This is a genomic window from Sinobacterium caligoides (genome assembly GCF_003752585.1).
GTDB lineage: Bacteria > Pseudomonadota > Gammaproteobacteria > Pseudomonadales > Sinobacteriaceae > Sinobacterium > Sinobacterium caligoides.
Genome location: NZ_RKHR01000009.1, coordinates 50,410 through 70,179, shown reverse-complemented (window position 1 = coordinate 70,179; position 19,770 = coordinate 50,410). Strand labels below are relative to the sequence as shown.

The 19,770-nt window shown below is 50.5% G+C and carries 17 protein-coding genes; 3 read left to right on the top strand and 14 right to left on the bottom strand.

The window, feature by feature from the left end; translation table 11 throughout:
• Positions 1–8 precede the first annotated feature (8 nt).
• Entirely contained in the window at positions 9–299 is a 291-nt protein-coding gene (hmuQ, locus tag EDC56_RS18505; RefSeq protein ID WP_245980748.1) for a heme-degrading protein HmuQ, read from the top strand.
• Between the two features lie 43 nt (positions 300–342).
• Here the strand turns inward: hmuQ and EDC56_RS18500 are convergent, their stop codons facing one another.
• The 6 genes from EDC56_RS18500 to EDC56_RS18475 all read right to left on the bottom strand — a co-directional run bounded on the left by EDC56_RS18500 (position 343) and on the right by EDC56_RS18475 (position 6,797).
• Positions 343–987, bottom strand: coding sequence for a hypothetical protein (locus EDC56_RS18500; RefSeq protein WP_123714077.1), 645 nt, complete (start codon positions 985–987; stop codon positions 343–345).
• A 298-nt stretch (positions 988–1,285) separates the two neighbouring features.
• Positions 1,286–1,582: a Dabb family protein gene (locus EDC56_RS18495; RefSeq protein WP_123714095.1), complete on the bottom strand. Its 297-nt coding sequence runs from the start codon at positions 1,580–1,582 to the stop codon at positions 1,286–1,288.
• Positions 1,583–1,663: 81 nt separating this feature from the next.
• A complete protein-coding gene (locus EDC56_RS18490; RefSeq protein ID WP_123714076.1) occupies positions 1,664–2,482 on the bottom strand; it encodes a nucleotidyltransferase domain-containing protein in 819 nt (272 codons plus the stop codon).
• A 251-nt stretch (positions 2,483–2,733) separates the two neighbouring features.
• Positions 2,734–3,729 carry an NAD(P)/FAD-dependent oxidoreductase gene (locus EDC56_RS18485; protein ID WP_123714075.1) on the bottom strand — a complete coding sequence of 332 codons (996 nt, stop codon included), beginning with the start codon at positions 3,727–3,729 and terminating at the stop codon, positions 2,734–2,736.
• Positions 3,726–5,954 (bottom strand): hypothetical protein, encoded by a 2,229-nt coding sequence (locus EDC56_RS18480; protein WP_123714074.1) that lies wholly within the window; start codon positions 5,952–5,954, stop codon positions 3,726–3,728. Before EDC56_RS18480 ends, EDC56_RS18485 begins: the two co-directional genes overlap by 4 nt.
• 258 nt (positions 5,955–6,212) lie before the next feature.
• The gene (locus EDC56_RS18475; RefSeq protein WP_123714073.1) at positions 6,213–6,797 is read right to left on the bottom strand and encodes an outer membrane beta-barrel protein; all 585 of its coding nucleotides are present in this window, start codon (positions 6,795–6,797) and stop codon (positions 6,213–6,215) included.
• Positions 6,798–7,045: 248 nt separating this feature from the next.
• Between EDC56_RS18475 and EDC56_RS18470 the strand changes: the two genes are divergently transcribed.
• The gene (locus EDC56_RS18470) at positions 7,046–8,017 is read left to right on the top strand and encodes an alpha/beta fold hydrolase (RefSeq protein ID WP_123714072.1); all 972 of its coding nucleotides are present in this window, start codon (positions 7,046–7,048) and stop codon (positions 8,015–8,017) included.
• Between the two features lie 25 nt (positions 8,018–8,042).
• On the opposite strand, the gene EDC56_RS18465 is transcribed toward EDC56_RS18470, so the two are convergent.
• The 5 genes from EDC56_RS18465 to EDC56_RS18445 all read right to left on the bottom strand — a co-directional run bounded on the left by EDC56_RS18465 (position 8,043) and on the right by EDC56_RS18445 (position 15,875).
• Positions 8,043–8,495 (bottom strand): nuclear transport factor 2 family protein, encoded by a 453-nt coding sequence (locus EDC56_RS18465; RefSeq protein ID WP_123714071.1) that lies wholly within the window; start codon positions 8,493–8,495, stop codon positions 8,043–8,045.
• 34 nt (positions 8,496–8,529) lie between these two features.
• Positions 8,530–9,111, bottom strand: coding sequence for a phospholipase A2 family protein (locus tag EDC56_RS18460; RefSeq protein ID WP_148059463.1), 582 nt, complete (start codon positions 9,109–9,111; stop codon positions 8,530–8,532).
• Positions 9,112–9,273: 162 nt separating this feature from the next.
• Entirely contained in the window at positions 9,274–12,087 is a 2,814-nt protein-coding gene (locus EDC56_RS18455; protein ID WP_123714069.1) for a DUF2339 domain-containing protein, read from the bottom strand.
• A gap of 505 nt (positions 12,088–12,592) precedes the next feature.
• Entirely contained in the window at positions 12,593–13,219 is a 627-nt protein-coding gene (locus tag EDC56_RS18450; protein WP_148059462.1) for a porin family protein, read from the bottom strand.
• A 619-nt stretch (positions 13,220–13,838) separates the two neighbouring features.
• Positions 13,839–15,875, bottom strand: a complete 2,037-nt coding sequence (locus EDC56_RS18445) for a glycoside hydrolase family 18 protein (RefSeq protein ID WP_162844246.1) — start codon at positions 15,873–15,875, stop codon at positions 13,839–13,841.
• Between the two features lie 667 nt (positions 15,876–16,542).
• Here EDC56_RS18445 and EDC56_RS18440 point away from each other — a divergent pair.
• Positions 16,543–17,382: a class I SAM-dependent methyltransferase gene (locus EDC56_RS18440; protein WP_123714066.1), complete on the top strand. Its 840-nt coding sequence runs from the start codon at positions 16,543–16,545 to the stop codon at positions 17,380–17,382.
• 47 nt (positions 17,383–17,429) lie between these two features.
• On the opposite strand, the gene EDC56_RS18435 is transcribed toward EDC56_RS18440, so the two are convergent.
• Genes EDC56_RS18435 through EDC56_RS18425 form a run of 3 tightly spaced genes read right to left on the bottom strand, consistent with a single transcriptional unit; the run spans position 17,430 to position 19,428 of the window.
• Positions 17,430–18,083: a TPM domain-containing protein gene (locus EDC56_RS18435; RefSeq protein ID WP_123714065.1), complete on the bottom strand. Its 654-nt coding sequence runs from the start codon at positions 18,081–18,083 to the stop codon at positions 17,430–17,432.
• Entirely contained in the window at positions 18,083–18,847 is a 765-nt protein-coding gene (locus EDC56_RS18430) for a TPM domain-containing protein (protein WP_245980747.1), read from the bottom strand. The genes EDC56_RS18435 and EDC56_RS18430 overlap by 1 nt, the downstream gene beginning before the upstream one ends.
• Positions 18,847–19,428, bottom strand: a complete 582-nt coding sequence (locus EDC56_RS18425) for a LemA family protein (protein WP_123714064.1) — start codon at positions 19,426–19,428, stop codon at positions 18,847–18,849. Before EDC56_RS18425 ends, EDC56_RS18430 begins: the two co-directional genes overlap by 1 nt.
• Positions 19,429–19,770 lie beyond the last annotated feature (342 nt).

The following is a 19,770-nucleotide window of genomic DNA, read 5'->3' as shown; positions in this document are numbered from 1 at the left end:
TTATTGCAATGAATAGATTTAAAATCAAACCGGGATGCGAGCAGGATTTCATCGATATCTGGAAAGGGCGCGACAGTCACTTGGCGACGGTGCCAGGTTTTAAAAGTTTTCATTTGTTGCAGGGGAATACTGAAGATGGCTATACACTGTTCTCTTCCCATGCTACCTGGGAGTCACGTGCTGCCTTTGAGGACTGGACTAAGTCTGAAGCTTTCAAGAAGGCGCACAAAAACGCAGGAGTTAAAAGAGAGATTTATATGGGGCCGCCTAAACTTGAGTGTTTTGAGGCTGTATTATAAAATTTTTGAATAGCTTCAAATAAATAGAGAGTGCTATGCGAGGCTAGATTGCGCTATTGCGCAGCTTAACGGGCGCCAGCTTCACGCTTTCGATGATATCAAGGGGCCCTTGGATGCTATCAGTGCCATAGCTGCAAAAGCAGATCTCATCGACATACAAGTCGGGGATAGCTCGGCACTGGAAACGCTTTAAGCAGTCGACCACTAAAGCACAGTTAAAAGCCTCGCTGTACAGTCCCAGTGTGATATGGGGGGTGTACTGCAAGCTTGGGCTGTCTTCGGCGCTGACGTTGTTTAAGAGCTGTTTGATGGCGCTGAGTTTACCCTCGTGGTCGTTGATGGTGATGTAGGGAGCACCGGAAAAACTGTTGATTTCACCCGCGCTTAGGCCAAAGCAACCGATGTTGGCGTCGATGAGCGCCTGCTGTTGCTGTAGGAATAACTGTTTACTGAAGTGCTGCGGAGCCATTAAGCCACAGCTGGCAATGGTAATATGGGCTTGGCGCTGATAGTTTTTTAAAACTAAGCCATCAACATGCTGCTTGGCGGCAGCATATAAGTTCAGCCAGGGTTGATTGCGAATGATGATTGCCCAGAAACCGTAGTGCTCAATGCCTTGATGCCACTCTTCAAAGTTTCTATCTTCATGAGCGATAGTGGATGCCTGCTGTAGAAAGTCATCGAACATAGCGTGTCTTCCTCTTCATTGCCGATGATTTTTTAATCTTATTGTCTGTCATGGTTTTGGGCTGAGCAGTGGGGCGCAATAACTTCTCCGTCGGTTGATGCTCAATACAGCACTTCTGTATTCATTACTATGGAATATAAAACGAAGCTTAGCATAGAAGTCTAGAGTCTGTTTTGGTGCGACAAAATAAACACTTTGATGATGTTTTTACTTTGCGGTTGCGATAACGGATAAGAGGAGCTTGCTGCCAAGCTCTTTTTGAGTCAGCAGTTTTTCCATGACGCTTTGATAGTGCTGGTTACATCGTATAGTCGAAAACGATGATGTCAGCGAGTAATGGTAAGAATATAGCTTTTAAAGCCTCATGCTCTGGATGAGGGAGGTAGCGTTGTCGTGATTCTTCATTGGCAAAGGTCATCAATACAGAGTAACTAAACGCCTGGTTTAGGCCTTCAGGGCTATCGTTCACCCCCCACTCAACGGAGATGACACCCTCAATCTTTTGCGGTATGGCGTTAAATAAGGCTTTTACAGTGTCAACTTCTGAGGGAGTGGCCGAGTCTTTGAATTTAATGAGTAATATGTGTCTTATCATTGCGCTTTCCATGGCTCAAGTAGTTTATCTATTTTGGGGAAATAAACCGTGGTTAATACTGTAACCACGGTTGTTCTGGAGTTAGCCTGTGATTGCCTGCTTCCATTGAGTCAGTTCATCACATAGACGGGATTCACCGTAGGTCATCATGCTATCGATGAAGATGTCGATAAAGGTGGTGTAGAGCGTTACTAAGCCCTTATCAAGCGCGGCGTTTGCTACTTTTGGGTCTTCTGGCAGGCCGTGTAGTCGCCACTCGTAACCTTGTCGTACTAACTCGGCGTCGGCACCCTTGAAGTTGTCAACGTAGTATCGGTAGGAGACATCGTTGCCTGCTATTTCTCCCGTCTTGGCTAAATAAATAAAGCGGGCGGGGAAGAGTATTGTCTTGCTTGTATAGACCGTGCCTTGAGCGGTGATGCTGGAGACGTTATGGAACTCTTCAACCCTTTTCGGATTGCCAAGATAGCTAATAGAAAACTCAGCGCTGGCGATATCGAGCTCTTTCTTAGTAGGCCTAACGAGCTCCTCTCTAATATCTTCGCCGGCAAGCAATAAAGAGTGGTCGATTAAATCTAGGCGGTCAAACGGCGGGTAGCGCCCCTCGTCTGTTGTGCCGTTGATCGATGCCGTAGAGCCCCAGAAAATAGAGACATTGTTACTAATAGACGGGTATCGACTGACGACCTCTAGACGGAGCTGTTCAAGACGGTCTGCCACGTTTTCAAGGGAGCCCTTAAGGATGATGCCGAGGTCGATATCGCTCGATTTCTCGCTGAAGCCGCCCCTTGCTAGGCTGCCCATGATATAAATGGCGGCACATTCATCGCCGAAAGCTTGTTGTGTTGATGAAACGATATCGTTGACTAATGCTTTAATATCGGTGTTGTTGGTCTTCAATTTTGGCTCCCTAGGCACGACTATAATAGGTTAAAAACTACAATATTCTGTGATAAATGACACGCTATAGCAGGCGCGTTGATGCTCCATATTGTGGCTAGGCTGATCGTCATCATTATTTTTATTATCAAAGGTCAGGAATTCTGAATAATTCAATCTTTGTTGATGCTGGCTGGGTTGTACAGTGATTAACGAACGCTTCGTGAGCGAGATAGGGAGGGCGCTAATCGTTTCCGCTTTAATGAGCGCAATTAGCTTCCGTGGTTATTCTGATACAACGCTCTGAGCTTCGTCACATCGCCCTCGAACCACTGCTTGAGCCATTGCGCATAAATGGTATGGGCTTCATTGCCGAGAGTACCGACGTTATCGATTAGATGGCTGACCATGATGCCGCTCATCAGCGCTTTAAGCACGCCGTGAGAGGAGGCCGGGTCGAGCACAAAGGCGGCATCGCCGACGGCAAAATAGTTCGCTTGTGATGGCGTGTCGACAATACGCCAGGTCATATCGCGGGCCTGTCGGATGCTGAAATTCATTCCGGCATACTGATGTAGCTGCGTGGGAAGCCAGTTGCGGGGTTTGCGCTCGTGGCCGTGTATGTCGAGTCTTGCCCAACTTAAGCGATCGTTCTTGATGCGGGCGATCCAGGTCCAGCCTGCCTCATCCCAGGTCATTTCTGGCCTATGATAACGTTCGCTAACGTCTACGATTAGCTGCCCATAATAGACGATATGCTGATGAGAGTGCGGGCTTGTTCCAATGTTGAGGCTTTGCGTTAACCAGCGTCGCTGGCCGCTAGCATCGATGAAATAGTCCGCCTCAAAGCGTTTTTCAGCGCAGTGCAGGGCGATAATGCAGCCATTATTATCGTGCTCAATTGATTGCGGGTTGGCTTGATAAAACTCGGCGCCTAAAGACTGCGCATGCGCGAGTAAAGCCATATCGAAATCCTCACGGATAAATTGATAGCCCTGCCATTGCTCATTGTCATGATAGGGCATAAAGATTTCACCATCACCCCGCCGGCTCAGCACACCGTCCATACGCAGAAAGTCATACTGTTTGAGCTTTCCCAATACGCCCAGCTGCTGGAGCAGTGGCTCGACCCCTGGGTGCAAGGTCTCTCCGGGGGCAGGGCGGGGGAAGGACGATTTGTCGATAATACTGACCTGATGCCCCGCTTGAAGTAGGGCGATAGCGCAAGCGGTGCCGGCTGGGCCGGCACCTACAATGACAATCTTCATGCGAGGCTTACGGCCTCATTAGATAGCTCTTGCTCACTGATGACGTTATGTGTATTGATGCTAAAGGCTAGTTGTTGTTGCAATCCGACACGGATATGCGAGCGGCCTACGGCGGTAACGCTGCCGGCTTCAAAAGTCGCAAAGCGATAATGATGGACGACGTTATCGCCCTCACCTTCGATGTTGTAGCTGATCAGCTTGGCGTTATTGGCGATGCTTGCGGGGGTATTTTCACGCAAGTGTTGTTGAATCAACGCATAATTCTCTGCGCGCTCGAGATAGGCGTTAGAGTCAATGGCGGCTAAGCGGTGGTAGTCGAAACGGTTGTGCAGTGCGTTCAAGGTGTAATCGACATAATCGAACTTCTTGTAGAGTAGTGTTTGTCTGCCGTCGGGGGCGAGCTCAAGACGGGGGCCTTGCTCGCCGTCCCAGCCGATGCCGCCATCGCTACCGGTTTCGTAATCGGTGAGAGGAATGACCGTGGGGAAATTAACCGGCCAGAAGCTATGGGAAATATCCGGTGCTACGGCAGGCCAGAAGGAGCTTAAGGCGGCGCAAAGCTTGGCGTCTTCTGGGAATGGGCTGCCGAGGCCGTAGGCGGCGAGGTGCCGTACCGTTTCTCCTTCTACAATGGTCTGGTCAAAGCTGGTGTCCCAGCCGGGGGCAAAGATACCTGCGGCAGCGTCGGGCAAGAAGGAGACCTGGCGAGTGGGTTGTCGTGTACTGAAGCGTGTCTGCTCAGTGGTGTCGTCTATGTCGGTGGCGTTGACTAACGCGGTGCCGGTGGTGTCTTGGCCGCGCAGTTCACGGTGAGATTGGATATTGGGCGGCATGCGGGTATCGGCCAGCGTGAGTGGCTGTGTCCGCCAGATGCCACGATATTGTAGGGCGTCAAACAGGTCTGATTGATGGCAGTAGGGAAAGTAGTCGGGCGGCGAGACGATGGAGTAGGCGCTGATCACCGGTAAGTGGGCTAGCCTGGTGGATTTTACGTCGACGCTGACGTAACCATCGCCGGAATAATCGACATAATGCAATGCGTCAAACTCTGTGCTGCCGAGTGTGGCCAAGACTTGAGCTTCTTCGTTGAGGTCTTGCACCTGATTGTCGGCACTCACTTTAGAGCGAATGTGGGCATATTCAGGCACCAGACGAGGCATGCCGTGGCGCTTGTCTGCACGCATTTCCAAGCTGGAGCTAAACAGTTTGGCGGAGTTGTCGTCGCTGGAGCGTGGTAACTCGAAGCTTTTCTTGAGGCTGAACAGGTTGCCGTTTTCTTCGGCGGGCTCAACGACTGCGGTGTGTGCGATGGGAACAACGGCCTGTGCTTTGAAGTCGGCAATATCATGGCTGAACTTAAAGGGGTAGCTAGTATGCTCAGAGGCGATAGAGCCTGTATCAACGTCTAGATCGTTGCTTAAGAATTTGTGGATACGGCGGATTTTCTCGTTGCTATGGAAAGCGCGATAATCGAGCTTGAGATCGATGCCCTGTAGGCACTCTGTCCCTGCGAATAATTTATGCAGTGGCCGCCAAAAGAGTAAATCCTCGTCTTTAGAGTCACCGGCTTGTTGTGGGTTTGCATTGAGGCGTTGGCCAAGCAACGCCTTAGAACCCGGGACTTTGACGGCAAGGTAGGCGTCGTAGGCTGCTGGCAGTACGCGCACCTTGTGTGGCTCATCGCTTACCAGCGGAGTGTAGCTTCGCGCGGCCTCATCATACAGCGCGGGGGCGGTACCGATGCGTGCAATACCGGTACGGCTGAAGACAGTGTCGGCGTGTTTTTTGTGACCGGTGCTGGCGGCGGGGCGATATTGATGGCTGAAAATGACAACGGCGATGTCGCCATGGACTTTTTGCAGAAACTCTAAAGAGCTCTGGCTCTGTGCGTAGATGTAGTTCTCGATAATAGCGAGTTGCTCGACGCTCGGGTAAAGGCTAAAAACGCGGCTCTGCTGCTGATCGACGTATTGCACCTGCGGCGAGGCCAGTGCGTGATAGAGAAAACTGTGCGCAGGGCAGCCGGGGGTAATGGCCTGGTGGCCCTCGAAGGCGAAGTCTTCTACGCCGGTAAACGCTCGGTCGATGGATGTTGAAAGGTCACGAGAGAGCTCGCTGGCGAGATCTGAGCGGGTAATATTAAGCCCATGATGACGGAAAAAATCTTCCCAGCCGTGGGGGGCTAAGGTGTCGAGAATCGTTTTAACTTCGTTGAGTAGGGCCATGTTTAACTCCTTTTAGACGAGTGGCTTATTGGGGAGTCCTTCCCCGATGACGACGACTGATTATCGCATAAAAATATGACCGTTTGATGGACGTTGATAATTATTTATGACTGTCTTGTTCATCAAACGATAGAAACCTAATGCATGTAATCGCCTATTATATTCAGGTTTTTCTCAAAATTGGCGAGGCCTAGAGTATTGAGTCGATCTGATACGCCTGCTGCCGAGGTCAGCTGTCGGCAGGGTTCGGTACGGCGCTTAAAAATGATAGAAGGCCCCTGCGCTGACGTAGCTGACCGATCGGCTGGAATAGGTGTATTCTGCCTCAAGCGATACGTTGTTTAGGCGTAAGCCAGCACCCACGCCGCTAACAAGGCTGACTTGGTATACTGTGTCTAATGTGACGTCGGACCTTTCAAAGATCACCTCATTTTCAGTATATTGATAACCTATTTTGCCCTTTAGATAATATTTACCTAGGCCTCTGTAGGCTATATACGCAGCGTATGATCTGGACTCAACAAGGGCGGGGGCGGTAGTACATGGTAAGGCTATATTAAGACAGTCATTCACTTCATCATTTTTAGTTTCGGTGTCAAACTCGGCATATTCCACCTCTGCTGATAGATAGTCTGTAAACTGGTAGCCCACTAACAACCCCACTCCCTGCGTATTTACAAGTGGCCATGAGTTTTCGTCAAAGTGGCGCTCGAGCTTTAAGTTTTCATATTGCGAGTAGTTTGCTTTAAGCCCTAAATAGAGCCCCGAGCTATTCTCATCGGCAAAGGAAGGTGTTGCAATGAGAGCGGGTACGATGATTAGGCTATACTTCAATGGCGTCATATTATTCTATTTCCATGGGTAAAGGCCGGCTATATAAGCCGCTTGTTATTACTATTCTGTTTGAATTGTAACGGAATCCGACCTGGTTGTAATTCTCGTTTCGATCACCTAACGAATTATCATAGCCGTAGTCTTTCCCACATTTTCCTTAATCTCCCGCTCTTTTATGGCTAGCGGCTTATTGCTGGCTATCTTATGCTAGCTTTCTAGTGCAATTAATATAACCATAATAAATATAGGGATATAACATGAGCAACTGGCAGCATCACTACGCCGAGATCAATGGACTGACGGTGCATTATGTCGAGCAGGGGCAGGGGGTGCCGGTGGTGCTCTGCCACGGCTTTCCTCACTGCTGGTTCAGTTGGCACCATCAAATCCCTGTATTAGCAGAGGCGGGCTATCGTGTTATTGCGCCAGATTTAAGGGGCATGGGGCAGACGAGCGCACCGAGTGAGGTGGCGGCCTACGGCATTGACCAGATTAACCGAGACTTACTAGGGCTTCTCGATCATCTCGAGATCGAGCAGGCAGTCTTCGTTGGCTTAGATTTCGGTGCCTTTGCGGCCTATGATCTCGCCTTTCATGCGCCAGAGCGTCTGTTGGCGGTGATCGGCTTAGAAAACCCGGCAGCACCGCATAACCCCGATATCCCTCCATTGATAGAGTACGCGGAGATGGCGAAAAATCACTTCGTGCATATTGAGTATTTTCGTCAACCGGGGATGGCTGATCAGGCGTTAAATGCAGCCCCTCGTGAGTTTCTGACCAAGGTGTTTTACGCGCTCAGTGGTGACTACCACTATCTCGATGTGTGGCAGCATCCGCCCGGCACCGCTTACCTTGATGCGCTGCCAGAGCCACCACCGTTGCCCTGGCCCTGGATGGATGAGCAGGCGATGGAGGTCTTTGTCACGGAATATAGCTGCTCTGGTTTTACCGGTGGGTTGAACTGGTATCGCTCAATGGACTTGAAGTGGCAGCAGCGCAAAGCGCAGGAGGGCAAACAGAGCAGCGTACCTGCGTGCTTTATCGGCAGTGAGTTAGACTGTGACCTAGAGGGCTTTCACGGCGACAGCCCGATTGAGCTGATGCGCGCGCAGTTCCCTGATCTTCGGGCGGTCGAGATGATTGCCGGTGCCGGTCACTTGGTGCAATTAGAAAAGCCAGAGCAGGTGAATCAGTTGTTGATTAAGCATCTGCAACAACTAACTCAATAAACAGCGCGTCGCTAACAGTTGCGCTTTATTGCTGCTCAGTTGTGATGTCAAAGAGCAGGTGGTGGCTGAGGTCGCCAATAAGCTCGGGTATGACCTGCCGTTTTTTGAACTGCCAAACACCTTCGATACGAGCAAAGCTGTCGAGGTACCGACCGGCGATGATTGTTTGTAATGGAAAGCCTTCTACAGCTTGCAAAACGCTAAAATAAGAGCGTGCCGTTGCGCTGTGGCTCGATGGGCTCAGTTCGATGATGACGTTGCTGGTGACGTGCTTCGTGCAGGGGGTGCCGTTGTTGTAGAGTCTGACGGCACGTTGTTGCAGTGCGAGAAACGCCTCTTCACCGCGGGCGCTAAGTTCGCCATCCGCGCGATAAAACTCGGCAAGGCGGAATAGTTTGGCTAACTCTGTTAGTTTGCCTGCGTCGATCAGCTCGGCATAGCGATAAATCAGTGTTTCAATCTGGCGATAATCATCCATATTGGAGCTCCCAAGTGGTTGATGACTTCGTTGGTTATTCACTATCGTCATCAGCTAGTTCTTGGGTAGTAGGCAGTTTGTTAATAATGGCAGTAGATTTATTACTGATATTGTTGACGATATTGCTGGAGGTGTGGCCTACACCCTTGACGATGTTATGTAGAAAGCGAGAGGGGGCTACTTTCGTGCTGTGGTCACCGTTGCAGGGAGAGCCATTGAAATAAAGGTGAACAGATCGTGCAAAAACCTTTTCTTGGCCGCTATAAAGGCCGTTTTTTAAACCACTAATGATTTCGTCGTTTAAAGCTGCATCACAGGTGCAGTCGAAGTAGCCTGATTTCCCGTAACAATAATCATGACGCATACAGGCCTCATCGAGTGAGTTAATTGGCTGTTCGGCATTGTTAATGTCTTCAGGGTGATTAGCGCCACACCAGTTACCATACTTAGGCATGAGGTTTTTGGTAAGTGAGTGTTTATTTTGATCGACTTTTTGGCTGTTCCTCTCAGTTGTTGTTGGCGCAGAAGTGCTGCAGCCAAAGAGAAACACTGTGAGTAGCAGAGGAAGAATTCTTTTCATTGTTGAAGCTAAGTGCTTACTTATTTTAATTTGCATCGTGCACTACCTTGAGACGTTACTAACGTCTTATCTATGTTATTTTTATCTTGGGCAGCTACTCTACGCTAACGAGCCGCTATTTCAATCTTTAGAGAAGCTATGGGAGCAGTAAAAGGGGAGAAAAGCTGACGGAGCGTGGCGCTCCGTCAGCGGTTGGTGTTAAGCCTCAGCTTCTGCCTCTGCCTCCTCCTCTTTATCGGGGATCGGCACCAAGTAGCCTACCGCGAGCAGCAATACGCCCACCGCGATAAACGACACGATTCTTGCCACCGTACCGCTGTTTGCCAGATCCACGGCAAAGAGTTTGATCACCACCACGGCAAATAGCCCGACGCCGACTAACCACAAGGCTCTCTTCTGCCAGTACTTCGTCGCGGCGAAGAGGGCGACGCCTATTGTCGTCCAAAGTATCGACAGCGCCGTCTGCACGATGTCGGCCTGCATTAGTATGTTGAGGTCGAAGGGGATGCCACTCGTGATATGGATAATGCGTAGTAATAACGTATTCACGTAAATAAAGCTGATGGCAGCGAGCAGCCACCAGCCAGCATTGGCGTAGAGGGGATCGGGTATTTTATTGGATGTCTTCATCCACCACAGTGCGGCGGAAGCGATAACAGCTATTTGCCACAGATCTAACGGATTCAATAGTGGCCAGTAATTGAGTGGTGAGATATCGGGTTTTATGAGGCAACAGATGAGTACGTTAATCAAAAGCCCCGCATAGAGTATCGCTGACACAACCTGACGATAGACGGTGTCGAGTTCAATACGCCAGAACCTGACTTTTGTAATCAGCCATGCGGCAGCCAAGGCCGGTATGCCTCCACCGATCAGAGGCCAGCTGTGTATTCCTGTAGTCCCTTGAATGCCAGATATAACTTCCCAGTTGAGGGCGTTGATTCTTGCGACGATCTCCCAGCTGAGCAGAGCGACAGCCAGTAAAAAGGCTGTGGCATGGGAACTGGCTTCTTGTTGGCTGACTTTGCCCTGAAAAATATCCGTTTTATTGTACAGCCAATACAGGCTGAGAATGGCGATCGGCCAGGCGAGGAAGCCTAATGACTGCGAGGGACGCTGGACAATGGCGATGGTCGACATGGCTAGCAACAACATCATAGGCAATAGTGCGAGTATCATCGGTAACACAGCCTGCCAGTTGAATCGACGGCGTACCCCCTGTAGCAGCAAGGCGCTTGCGCTGATGAATAAGAGTGCAGCAGCAGGCAGATAGCTTTGGTCGAGATGGCTCTCAAGTTGCCAGGCGGCGGCGGCATACCACCACAGTAGTCCCCAAGCCAGTATTGGCCAGTGGCAGCTGCGTAGGCGAAAGCTGCTGGGCTGCGCTTGTAATAACCAAGCGCTGTACAGGCCGGCCAGGGCGATTAAGGCGGCGTTGAAGTAAGCTAAGTTGGCAAACAGGTACTCACCGCTAGGTGAGGCGTCAAAGATCCAGCCAAGCAGCCAGAATAGGCCAGCCCCGAGCTGGACTAATAAGGCGAGTAGAGATGCCCAGTAACGTTGCTGGCGAACAGCAAGCCAAAACCCGCCGAGACCTTCAAGCGTCCAAATCAACGCGGTGAGATCGGCGTCAAAAGCGTAGGGAACCGCGAGGGAGACCAACACTAAACCGATCGCGAGAAAGCACTCTTTCAATAGTGGTGACTGCTCAGTCAGTGCTTTATTCCAGTATTTAACGATTGCTAAATAACAGAGGCCAAAGCCGAGGGCGCTCCAGGCCATACCGTATTGGGTGTGTTGTACAAGCTGTGATTGTAGCCCCATGCCAATCGCAGGGGGGCCAAAGACCAACAGGCCATCAAATACCGGGGCATGCTGCCAACGTTTGCGCAGGGCAAACATCAACACGACGGCGATATAAAACAGCATAAACAAAATGAGGAAGGGCTCGGTGGAAGCAAAGTGCTCGGGGCGGTATTGGGTCGCACCCCAGGCTGCACCGATTAAAAAAGTAAAGACAAAGCCCATTAACGGCAGGTATCGCCACGATTTAAACCAGGTAATCAAAACAATACCTACATTGAGTATCGCATAATAACCAAACAGCATGACATGGCTGCCAGAGCCTGTGGAAGTCAGTATCGGCGCGAGAAAACCGCCTAAAATTGCAAACATGGCGAGTCCTTTCGCATCCTGCTTGAGGGCGAGAAAGACCGTAAAGAGCGAAATAAGCAGCATCAGGGGAAAGCCTGCGCTCATTGGCAATAGCTGGTATAGGCTCAGTGCTGTGTAGGTGACTAAATACAACAGGCCGACGGCAGCGCCCTGTATTAATACGGCGTAGTCTTGGCGCTTTTCGCGCAGCCTCCAGCCAAAAAAGAGTAGCGCTGCAGCCCCGGCAGCAACCGCTAGCAGGCGGGCCTCGATCGGCACGGAAAAATTCTCAACGGTATACTTTAATAGGAAGGCGACACCAAAAAATAGCACCACGATTCCGACGCGGGTAACAACGTTAACTTTTCCAACTAACGATTTAACGTAGTCGACAGCGGCGTTGCTGTTTTTAGCCAAAGTATCAGCGAAGCTGGGCTGGGAGTCGGCTTGCGCTGACTGTAAGGGGGCGTCTTCCGCGGCGGCGGTGGTTTCATCCGTAGCAAGCTTGGTTTCCTCTTGTCGATGATCAACCGGTGGGCTAACGAGCGCTTCTGCCTCGGGAACCTCCACCGCTTTGATGGCGGGTTGAGGAGGAGGGGCAGCGGTCTGTTTCTCAGGGCTTTCCTGCTTGACGTGACTGCCCTCGGGTTGAGTGTCTTCGTCTTGCTTAAGCAGCGTGCTTACTCTCTGCTTCAGTTCGGTGAGCTCTCGTTGCAGGCCGACGCTCTGCTTACTCAGCTGGTTGATCTTGCCGAGCAAGAAGCCTATTGCTGAGCCTATTGCTGCACCGGGCAGCGCCCCTAAGAACAGCTCACTGCCAATGATAAAACCTATAACGGTCCCCAAAAACCACTCCACAAACGACTCCTTCTATTGCATCCAACACTAGCGACGATAATTGCTAATGCACCTCCTTCATTTAAGGGGAGGATATTACCAAGTGTAGTATTCATTATTAGCCCCGATTAGGGCGGCGACCGAGCCTCGCTTTATAGTGCGCAGAGACTTCATCTTAACGATCAATCTAGCAAGAAAATCAATGCGTATTCTTTGATTTTGATTGCTGAATCCCATTATGGAACGGCTATTGATAATGGACTGTGGTGTCACGCGTCCTATAGGCTTCATTCGTCTCTCGTGGCGTGAAAAACCTGCTGAATTTTATACCAGATTTACCTGTAATATTTTTGTCATAAAAGGGCGATAGCAAAATAAAATATGTGGGGGCGTGGGGGCGTGGGGGCGTGGGGGCGTGGGGGCGTGGGGGGGAGGTGTGCGGGGGAATCATATAGAGACGCCGTTAAGGGCAAGCGCTTTGCTAAGCAATCAAAAAGAAGCGGCGCACGGGGCACCGCCGGGCAGCTTATAGGATGCTGAAGTTCAGCGTGATGGCGTTTTCAAAGCTCTGCTCTTCCTGGTAGTTGGTGTACTCTAAGCGTACGAGGAAGGAGTCGGTAAACCGATAGGCCACAAAAGGCTTCAGGTAGAAAGAGCTCTCTACTTCGATATCATCCTCACGACAATCTTGGCATAAGCTGATGCTACGCTCGACATCGAAGTAGCTATAGCCGGCCATCATGCCGACAGTGGCTCGATCATTATTGCCAAAAGCGTATTGGCTGCCGATCTCGGCGAATAGCATGCCGGCATCAATGGAGGAGTCTTCATCTCTCTCGTCACCGCCGAAGACGTTTTCGACGCGTTGGGTAAACTCTGCTTTATCATCCAGAATGATCAGCGCCCCTCCAGCACTATAGCGTAGGAAGGAAAAGTATCCTGTATAAGCGGCACCGACCAGATAGCCGGTGTCGTCGACACCCAGGCTATCGGCGAAGTCACTGTCGAAGCTGGTGACGCCTGCCAGTATGTTCCATTCATTTTCGGGGAGGGCTTTCGGTGCTTCGGCAGCACGGTCCTGTTGGCCCAGGGCAGAGAGAGAAAATAGCGATGCAAAAGTGATCGCGGCAATCTTTGTGGTACTAAACGGCATGAACATTACTCTTTATTGTTAGCTTATATTTTTAATGTTTATTGTTAGCTGCCAATCCGGCATAGCTTAATCGTTATTGTATCGCGAGGGATTATTTGCTCGCTAGTGGTTTGATGCCGAACCTCGTCTAGTGAAGGGGGTCTAGTTCACATTTGTCGTATCTACCCGCTATCGGCGACTCTAAGCGAATCAACTGTCGAAAATCCCTATCGTTAGTTTTATTGATTGCTGAGGGAAGGGCGTGCTTCTTCGTTATAATAGTATCGTTAGTAAGTTTCAGGTGGCATTGTGCTTTATTAACGGTAGTTTATCCTTTATAGTTCGACTGCTTATGCCGCGCCCCGTTTGGGGCGCGGTATTTTTATGACAATAAAAAATAGAGGACAGGCCTTGTGAATACGACCCTCTAAGCACGTTAACGTTTTAGTGTGACAATGTAATTAGGGTAAAACCCATAAACGTTAGAGTGACACCCATCGCTATAAGGTCACATTACGCTTAAGTCAGCTGAGTTGCGGCAAAACCCAAGACCTCACCCTGCGGTGTGCAGGCGAGTGTTATGACAGACACAAAAAAAGGAGCCCAAAAGGCTCCTCTTTTTTTAGGGGGAAACACCCGGTTAGTGCTGGTTGTTGAGCGTCTCACATTCTACCGAGTCGACGTTGATGCCGCAGGTGCTAGCTTTCAGCGCACGATCACCGGGAGCGCTCATTTCACTGGTTATCGTCTTACCTAGCGCTTCATTCAGCGTGTTGACTGTCTGGCCTTTGTAGTCGTATTCGACGGTCCAGACAAACGCTCCGGCAAGGCCGTTTTCGTTGGCATAGTGAGCTTTTAAGGCGGCTGTTCTTGGGGTGTCGATGGAGTAATAAACGCCAGAGCCACTGTTGTAATAGTAATCCGCATTGGCCGTTTTATCGGTATATAAGCTGAAGCCCTTATCGCCCAGAAGGTTCGCGCCAGCAATATGCTCAAACAGGTCGTAGCCTTCTAGAATAGAGTCCTCGTAAGTACCGTAAACAAACTGTTCTGGATCGTTACCAATGGTGCTGGTATCAGCGCTACCAGGCTCGCCGGCGGTGACGATGACGCCATTCTTTCCCCGTGAGTAGTTGGCCACACCGATCACTATCTTCGATGCGGGTACGTCGTAACTTTCGAGCAGCTTAATGGCTTTATCGGCACTGTTTTGTGTCGCGCTTAGGTTGCCAGGTAAAGAGTTGCCAAACAGGTTGCTTTGGTGGCCTAAGGTTGTTGAGAATGCCGCGCCCCAATAGTCATAGTTCATTAGGTACAAGCGGTCTAGCCCGGTTGTCTCTGAAACTAAAGCCTTATAGTTATCCTTGCCAATCTGATTAATGTGCTCCGTGGACGCGCCGACAGCGCTCGACAGCTTAATATGGTCTAAGCCATTGGCATCCAGCTTGGCTCTGACGGCCTTCACTAGCGTAACGAAGTTATCGCCGTCGTCTGCTGAATAGGCATTGCTTGCGCCACCGCTACCAGGGAATTCCCAGTCGATATCAAAGCCGCCAACAAACGACCATTTCTTGGCAAAATCGACAATCGATTGTGCGAAGACATCCGTCAGTTCTGGGCTAGCGGCAATGCGATGGTAAGGCTCAGACAGCGACCAGCCACCGATGCTAACAGAGACGTTTAGATTGGGGTTTTGACTCTTTAGCTCAATCAGTTGCCCCATTAGACCCATTGCGTTGGTCTTATCGAACAAATTATATTGTTCCGCGTTCAGGTAGTTTTTAGTGATCTTGGTGCCATCAGCCTCGTAGAAGTCGAGGGGGGTGCCGCCGTGGTAGAGTGCTGTATTGTCAGCGCTGTCCTTTTGGCGCGCGCTAATTTTATTTTGCAAGCCGCCCCAGCCATCAATCATGACGATTGAGCCATCGGCTAAGCCTCGTGCCTTACAGGCGTTAGCGACATCTTCCGCCTTTAGTGTTCTGTTGGCATACACATCGTCGACACTTGTGTTAGTGCTAACGCCCAAGTCGCCACAGATGCCAAAAAAGGAATAAATTAAATCGGTGTAGGCGGTTGGCTCGAGTTTTTCTAAATCATAGCCGCGGTCGTATTGCGCCCATTCAGAGACGTATCCTGCGACCACTTTGTCGTTGCCAGCAGTTACTGCCTCAGCGCCGACATTGCTATCGGTTGCGTAGGGAATTTTATCTTTTGTGAGGTTGGCCAGCTCGCCGGTGCCGTTTGATGTGGTGTTTTCGTAGTCAAAATTACTGGCCAAGGTAAACGTTTCTTCGAAGGTGGCACCACAATTTTGCCAGCCTTGAGAGCTTTCGCATTGCGTCACATAAATTGTGTTTTCGCCGGCTTGTAAGAGTTCGGGCGGAATGGTTTTATTAATATCGTATGAGCCAATACCTGAGGGGACTGGGCCATCAAAGTCAATGTCAGAGCTGCAGCCAACATTGTAGGTGCCCGGTTGCGTCGACCAGCAAACGAAATCAGGTACGGTACTCCAGCCAGAAGAAGCTTTTACTTTAAAGTTGTTAATTGACAAGGGGGTGTACGCATACATTGCACTGGCGGCAGGCGGGGTTACTGCATAGGCTGCTTGCGCTAAGCTTGATGCCACAATCAGCGCTATTCCCGTCATTTGCTTCTTATTACCAATATTTATCATAAAGCTAAGTTCCATTTTGATTATGTAAAATTTAAAGATAAAATATTAAGTTTTTGCCTTTCTCTACAAGATTGTTTTTGTGCTTTGTTAAAGTTTTGGTAATTGTTTTTTGTCTTGCCACGTATTCCTGTGGGTAAATAAAAACTAAGTTTTAAAAATCATTAAATCAATATACGGATTGTTAAGGTTGCTCTGTTGTTGTCCTGTGGTGGTGCTTGTTGTGAGTGGTGGCGGTGGTTGTAGCTTGTTTTGTCTTTTTTTATGTTTTGTGTGCTTCGTACTTTTAGCTGGTCTCTTATCTTCAATCTATATATTTTTTGCGGATTAAAAAAATGTTTTTCTTGTTGCCGGTATTTTGTAGTGAGGGGTTGATGGTGGTTGTGAGTTTTTGTTTTTTTGATTTTCTTGTATTTTCTTGGTCGCTGTTTTGTATGAGGGAGGTATGGCTGCGGTGTGGATGAAGTGTGGCAGGATGGTAACGGGCAGGATGGCAGCGGGCAGGATGATAGGCGACGTATCGCTAAAATCGCAGCGCAGGCTGATGGATCAAAGTTTGTTTATTTGAGCTAAATAGCACTGGCAGCAGGCTACTAGTAGGGCCTGCAAGCGCCTCGATGCTGAAGGGTGTATAATGCGGCCAGTATTTTTAACCAGATAGACAAACGATATGCGCAACTACTACCTTCATACCAGCAACGCCCAGCAGGCCCTGGAAGCCATTAAGAAAGGCCTGCCGAGTGTGCGGCTCTCCACTGACCTTAACCTTTCTGAGGCGGAGTTTGCCTTAAGCGACCAGCAGCTCGTGCTCGATGAAGACAACTGCCTCTCTGTTGCCGAACTCAAAAAAATCGTCAAGAAGACACAGAGGATTTACCGCTGTTGTGATGGCGATATGACGCCATTAGAGGATCGCAGTGCAGGCTACTACAAGCTTGTGCCGACGGCCGGCGCGCCTCTACTAGAAATTAGCGGCGTTAAGATGCACATCTCTAAGGGGACAGACCCGTTCGTTAGCGCCTCCGAGATGGCGCAGCAGGCCGTGCGCCCCGGTGACAAGGTGTTGGATTGCTGCAGCGGCCTTGGCTATGCGGCGATCTCTGCCCATCGAATCGGTGCCAGCGAGGTACTGACGATCGAGTTGAGCCCAGAGGTGATGGGCTTGCGGGCGCAGAACCCCTGGTCACAGGATTTAGGCAAAGAGGGGATTGTGCAGCGTCAGGGCAGTAGTTTTGAGTTAATAGGCAGTATGCCTTCGATCTCTTTCGATGCGGTCATCCATGATCCACCGCGTTTTTCCCTCGCTGGCGAGCTATATAGCGAAGCGTTTTATCGGGAGATCTATCGGGTGTTGCGTGGTGGCGGCCGATTATTTCACTACACCGGTAACCCTCATATCGTCAATAAGGGCAGTAGCTTTGTCGATGGGGTGATCCGCCGCTTGAAGGCGGCTGGTTTTAAACGCGTGGTGAAGGTCGAGCACCTGATGGGTGTCAGCGCACAGAAATAAAATGATCGAGGCCCACCCTAGCGATGGGCCTCATCAATTACAGATCGCTAGTCTGCTCCGGTCATAAACAGGCGCTTGCCGCGCTTATTGAGTACCACCAAATGATTGGGTAGCTCATTCTTTGCCTCCGTCGCTGGCACATATTGCGCTAACAACTCGCCACAGCTTTCGATAGCCGTGACTAAGCCTGGCAGCGTGCGGTCGTCCTTAATCGACTCGGTCAAGGTATCAACGATCGACTTCCAGTGCGTCTGTTCGACGTACTGATCGATCCCTGGGCCGGCGATAATTTCAACATAGCGCTCAGTCTTAGAGATGAAGATCAAGACCCCAGTCTGACCCTTGGTGTGCTGCAAGTTATTGTGTAAATACTCACAGCGAGCTAGGCTCGCAGCACGCTGTAGGCGGACGGATTTTGGTACTATGTGACCCAGCAGCCACGACCAGCGAAACAGCAATAACAGGCTGACCATAGTGATGAACTGCACGAGGAAGATGTCGCTCACCTGTAACCAAAAGCCCAGCACCCAGAGCAGGGAAGGCAACATTAGGGCGGCCAAGGCTGCCCATAGTGTGGTGATAAATTGGTAGCTATCGGCTTGATGGGCCAGTACCGCCACTAGCTCGGCATCGGTGTTTTCCTCCACCTGGCTGATGGCCGCACGTACCGCTTCCGCTTGCGTGTTTTTTAATTGTTTCATTACCATCCTCCCGAGGCGCCGCCGCCACCAAAACCGCCGCCACCGCCGCCGAAACCACCGCCGCCACCGCCACCAAAGCCACCGCCGCGCCCAAACACGCTACCGGATAAGCCGCCGGCGTAATCAGACGTTCGTCGTGAGCCGCCAGAGCCGCCGCCGGGGCGATTGCTGCGCGAGGAAAACAGCACCATGACAATAACGATCATGATGAAGAAAGGCAGTAGGTTCCTATCTTCTTCATCAGGCGTGTCCAGGGCGGCGTACTCGCCACCCGCTGCTGCGATCATCGCTTCGGTGCCGCTTACGATCCCTTGCTCGAAGGCGGCGCGCTTGAATGCGGGGGTGATGATGCGATGGATGATCTTGAAACTCGCGGCATCAGTGAGTGTGCCTTCTAGGCCGTAGCCGACCTCGATACGAATTTTGCGCTCACTCTTGGCGATCAGTAGCAGGGCGCCATTGTCGTGCTCTTTTTGACCGATACCCCATTCGCGGCCTAGCTGGTAGGCATATTCTTCAATGCTGTTACCTTGCAGATCGTTGACGGTGACGACGACGAGCTGATTCGTCGTCTTCGCCTCGTTATCGGCAAGCTCGGCACTGAGCTGTTGCTCGGTAGAGGTGGAGAGCATATTGGCCTGATCGACGACTCTGCCGGTTAAGGCGGGAAAGTTGGGGGCTGCCAGCGTCAGCGCGGACAGACAGAGCAGGCCGACCACCAGGGTCAGCCGCGCGACATACGCCGATAGCGTATTGTTCAACACTAAAAGGTAACCTCAGGTGCTTTGTCGGCGCCCTCGGTGGTGGCCTTGTAGGTGTCACGCATCTCTAGGTCGCTGTACATGGTCATGTGCCACAGCTTACCGGGGAAGGTGCGAATCTCGGTGTTAAAGTCTTTCACTGATTGAATGTAGTCGCGACGTGCGACGGCGATTCTATTCTCGGTGCCTTCAAGCTGAGACTGCAGCGCTAAGAAGTTCTCGTTTGCCTTTAGGTCGGGGTATTTCTCGACTACCACCATCAGGCGGCTTAAGGCAGAGCCCAGCTGCTGCTGTGACTGTTGATACTGCTGCATTGCCTCAGGGTTGTTGGTTAGGTCGGGCTGGCCCTGCTGTGAAGTGACTTTTGCACGCGCCTCGGTGACGGCCTGAAGGGTATCCTTCTCGTGGGCGGCATAGCCTTTGACGGTAGCGACTAAGTTGGGTATCAAGTCACTACGACGCTGGTATTGGTTCTCAACCTGCGCCCAGTCCGTCTTAACTTGCTCATCCAGTGTCGGGATGGTGTTGATTCCGCAGCCTGCCAATAGGCTAACAAAGAGAAAAGTGGTCAGTAATCGCAACATGGGCAACGTATTCCTTGGTCATTAATAAATAGGAGTGCTTTGTATCGGTTAGAATGCAAAACGAAAATAATGGCTAATGATCAGAACAGCGTTCCAATCAAGAAGCGTTGTCGGTTATGGGTGTTAACAGACTGCAATACTTAAAGACGTTAGCAGATTCAAACAGATAAAAAAGCGCATTTATTACTGATCGGCAATCTAGCAGAGGGTGTTGTGCTCTATATCAAACCAATCGTCTCGTGGCTGAGTAAAAGGGCAGGGAGAAGTTAATCGTGGGAAGGGACTGTGTTGTGTCATGCTAGGTGATGCGGTCTTGCCTGGCGTCGACAAGAGATAAAAAAG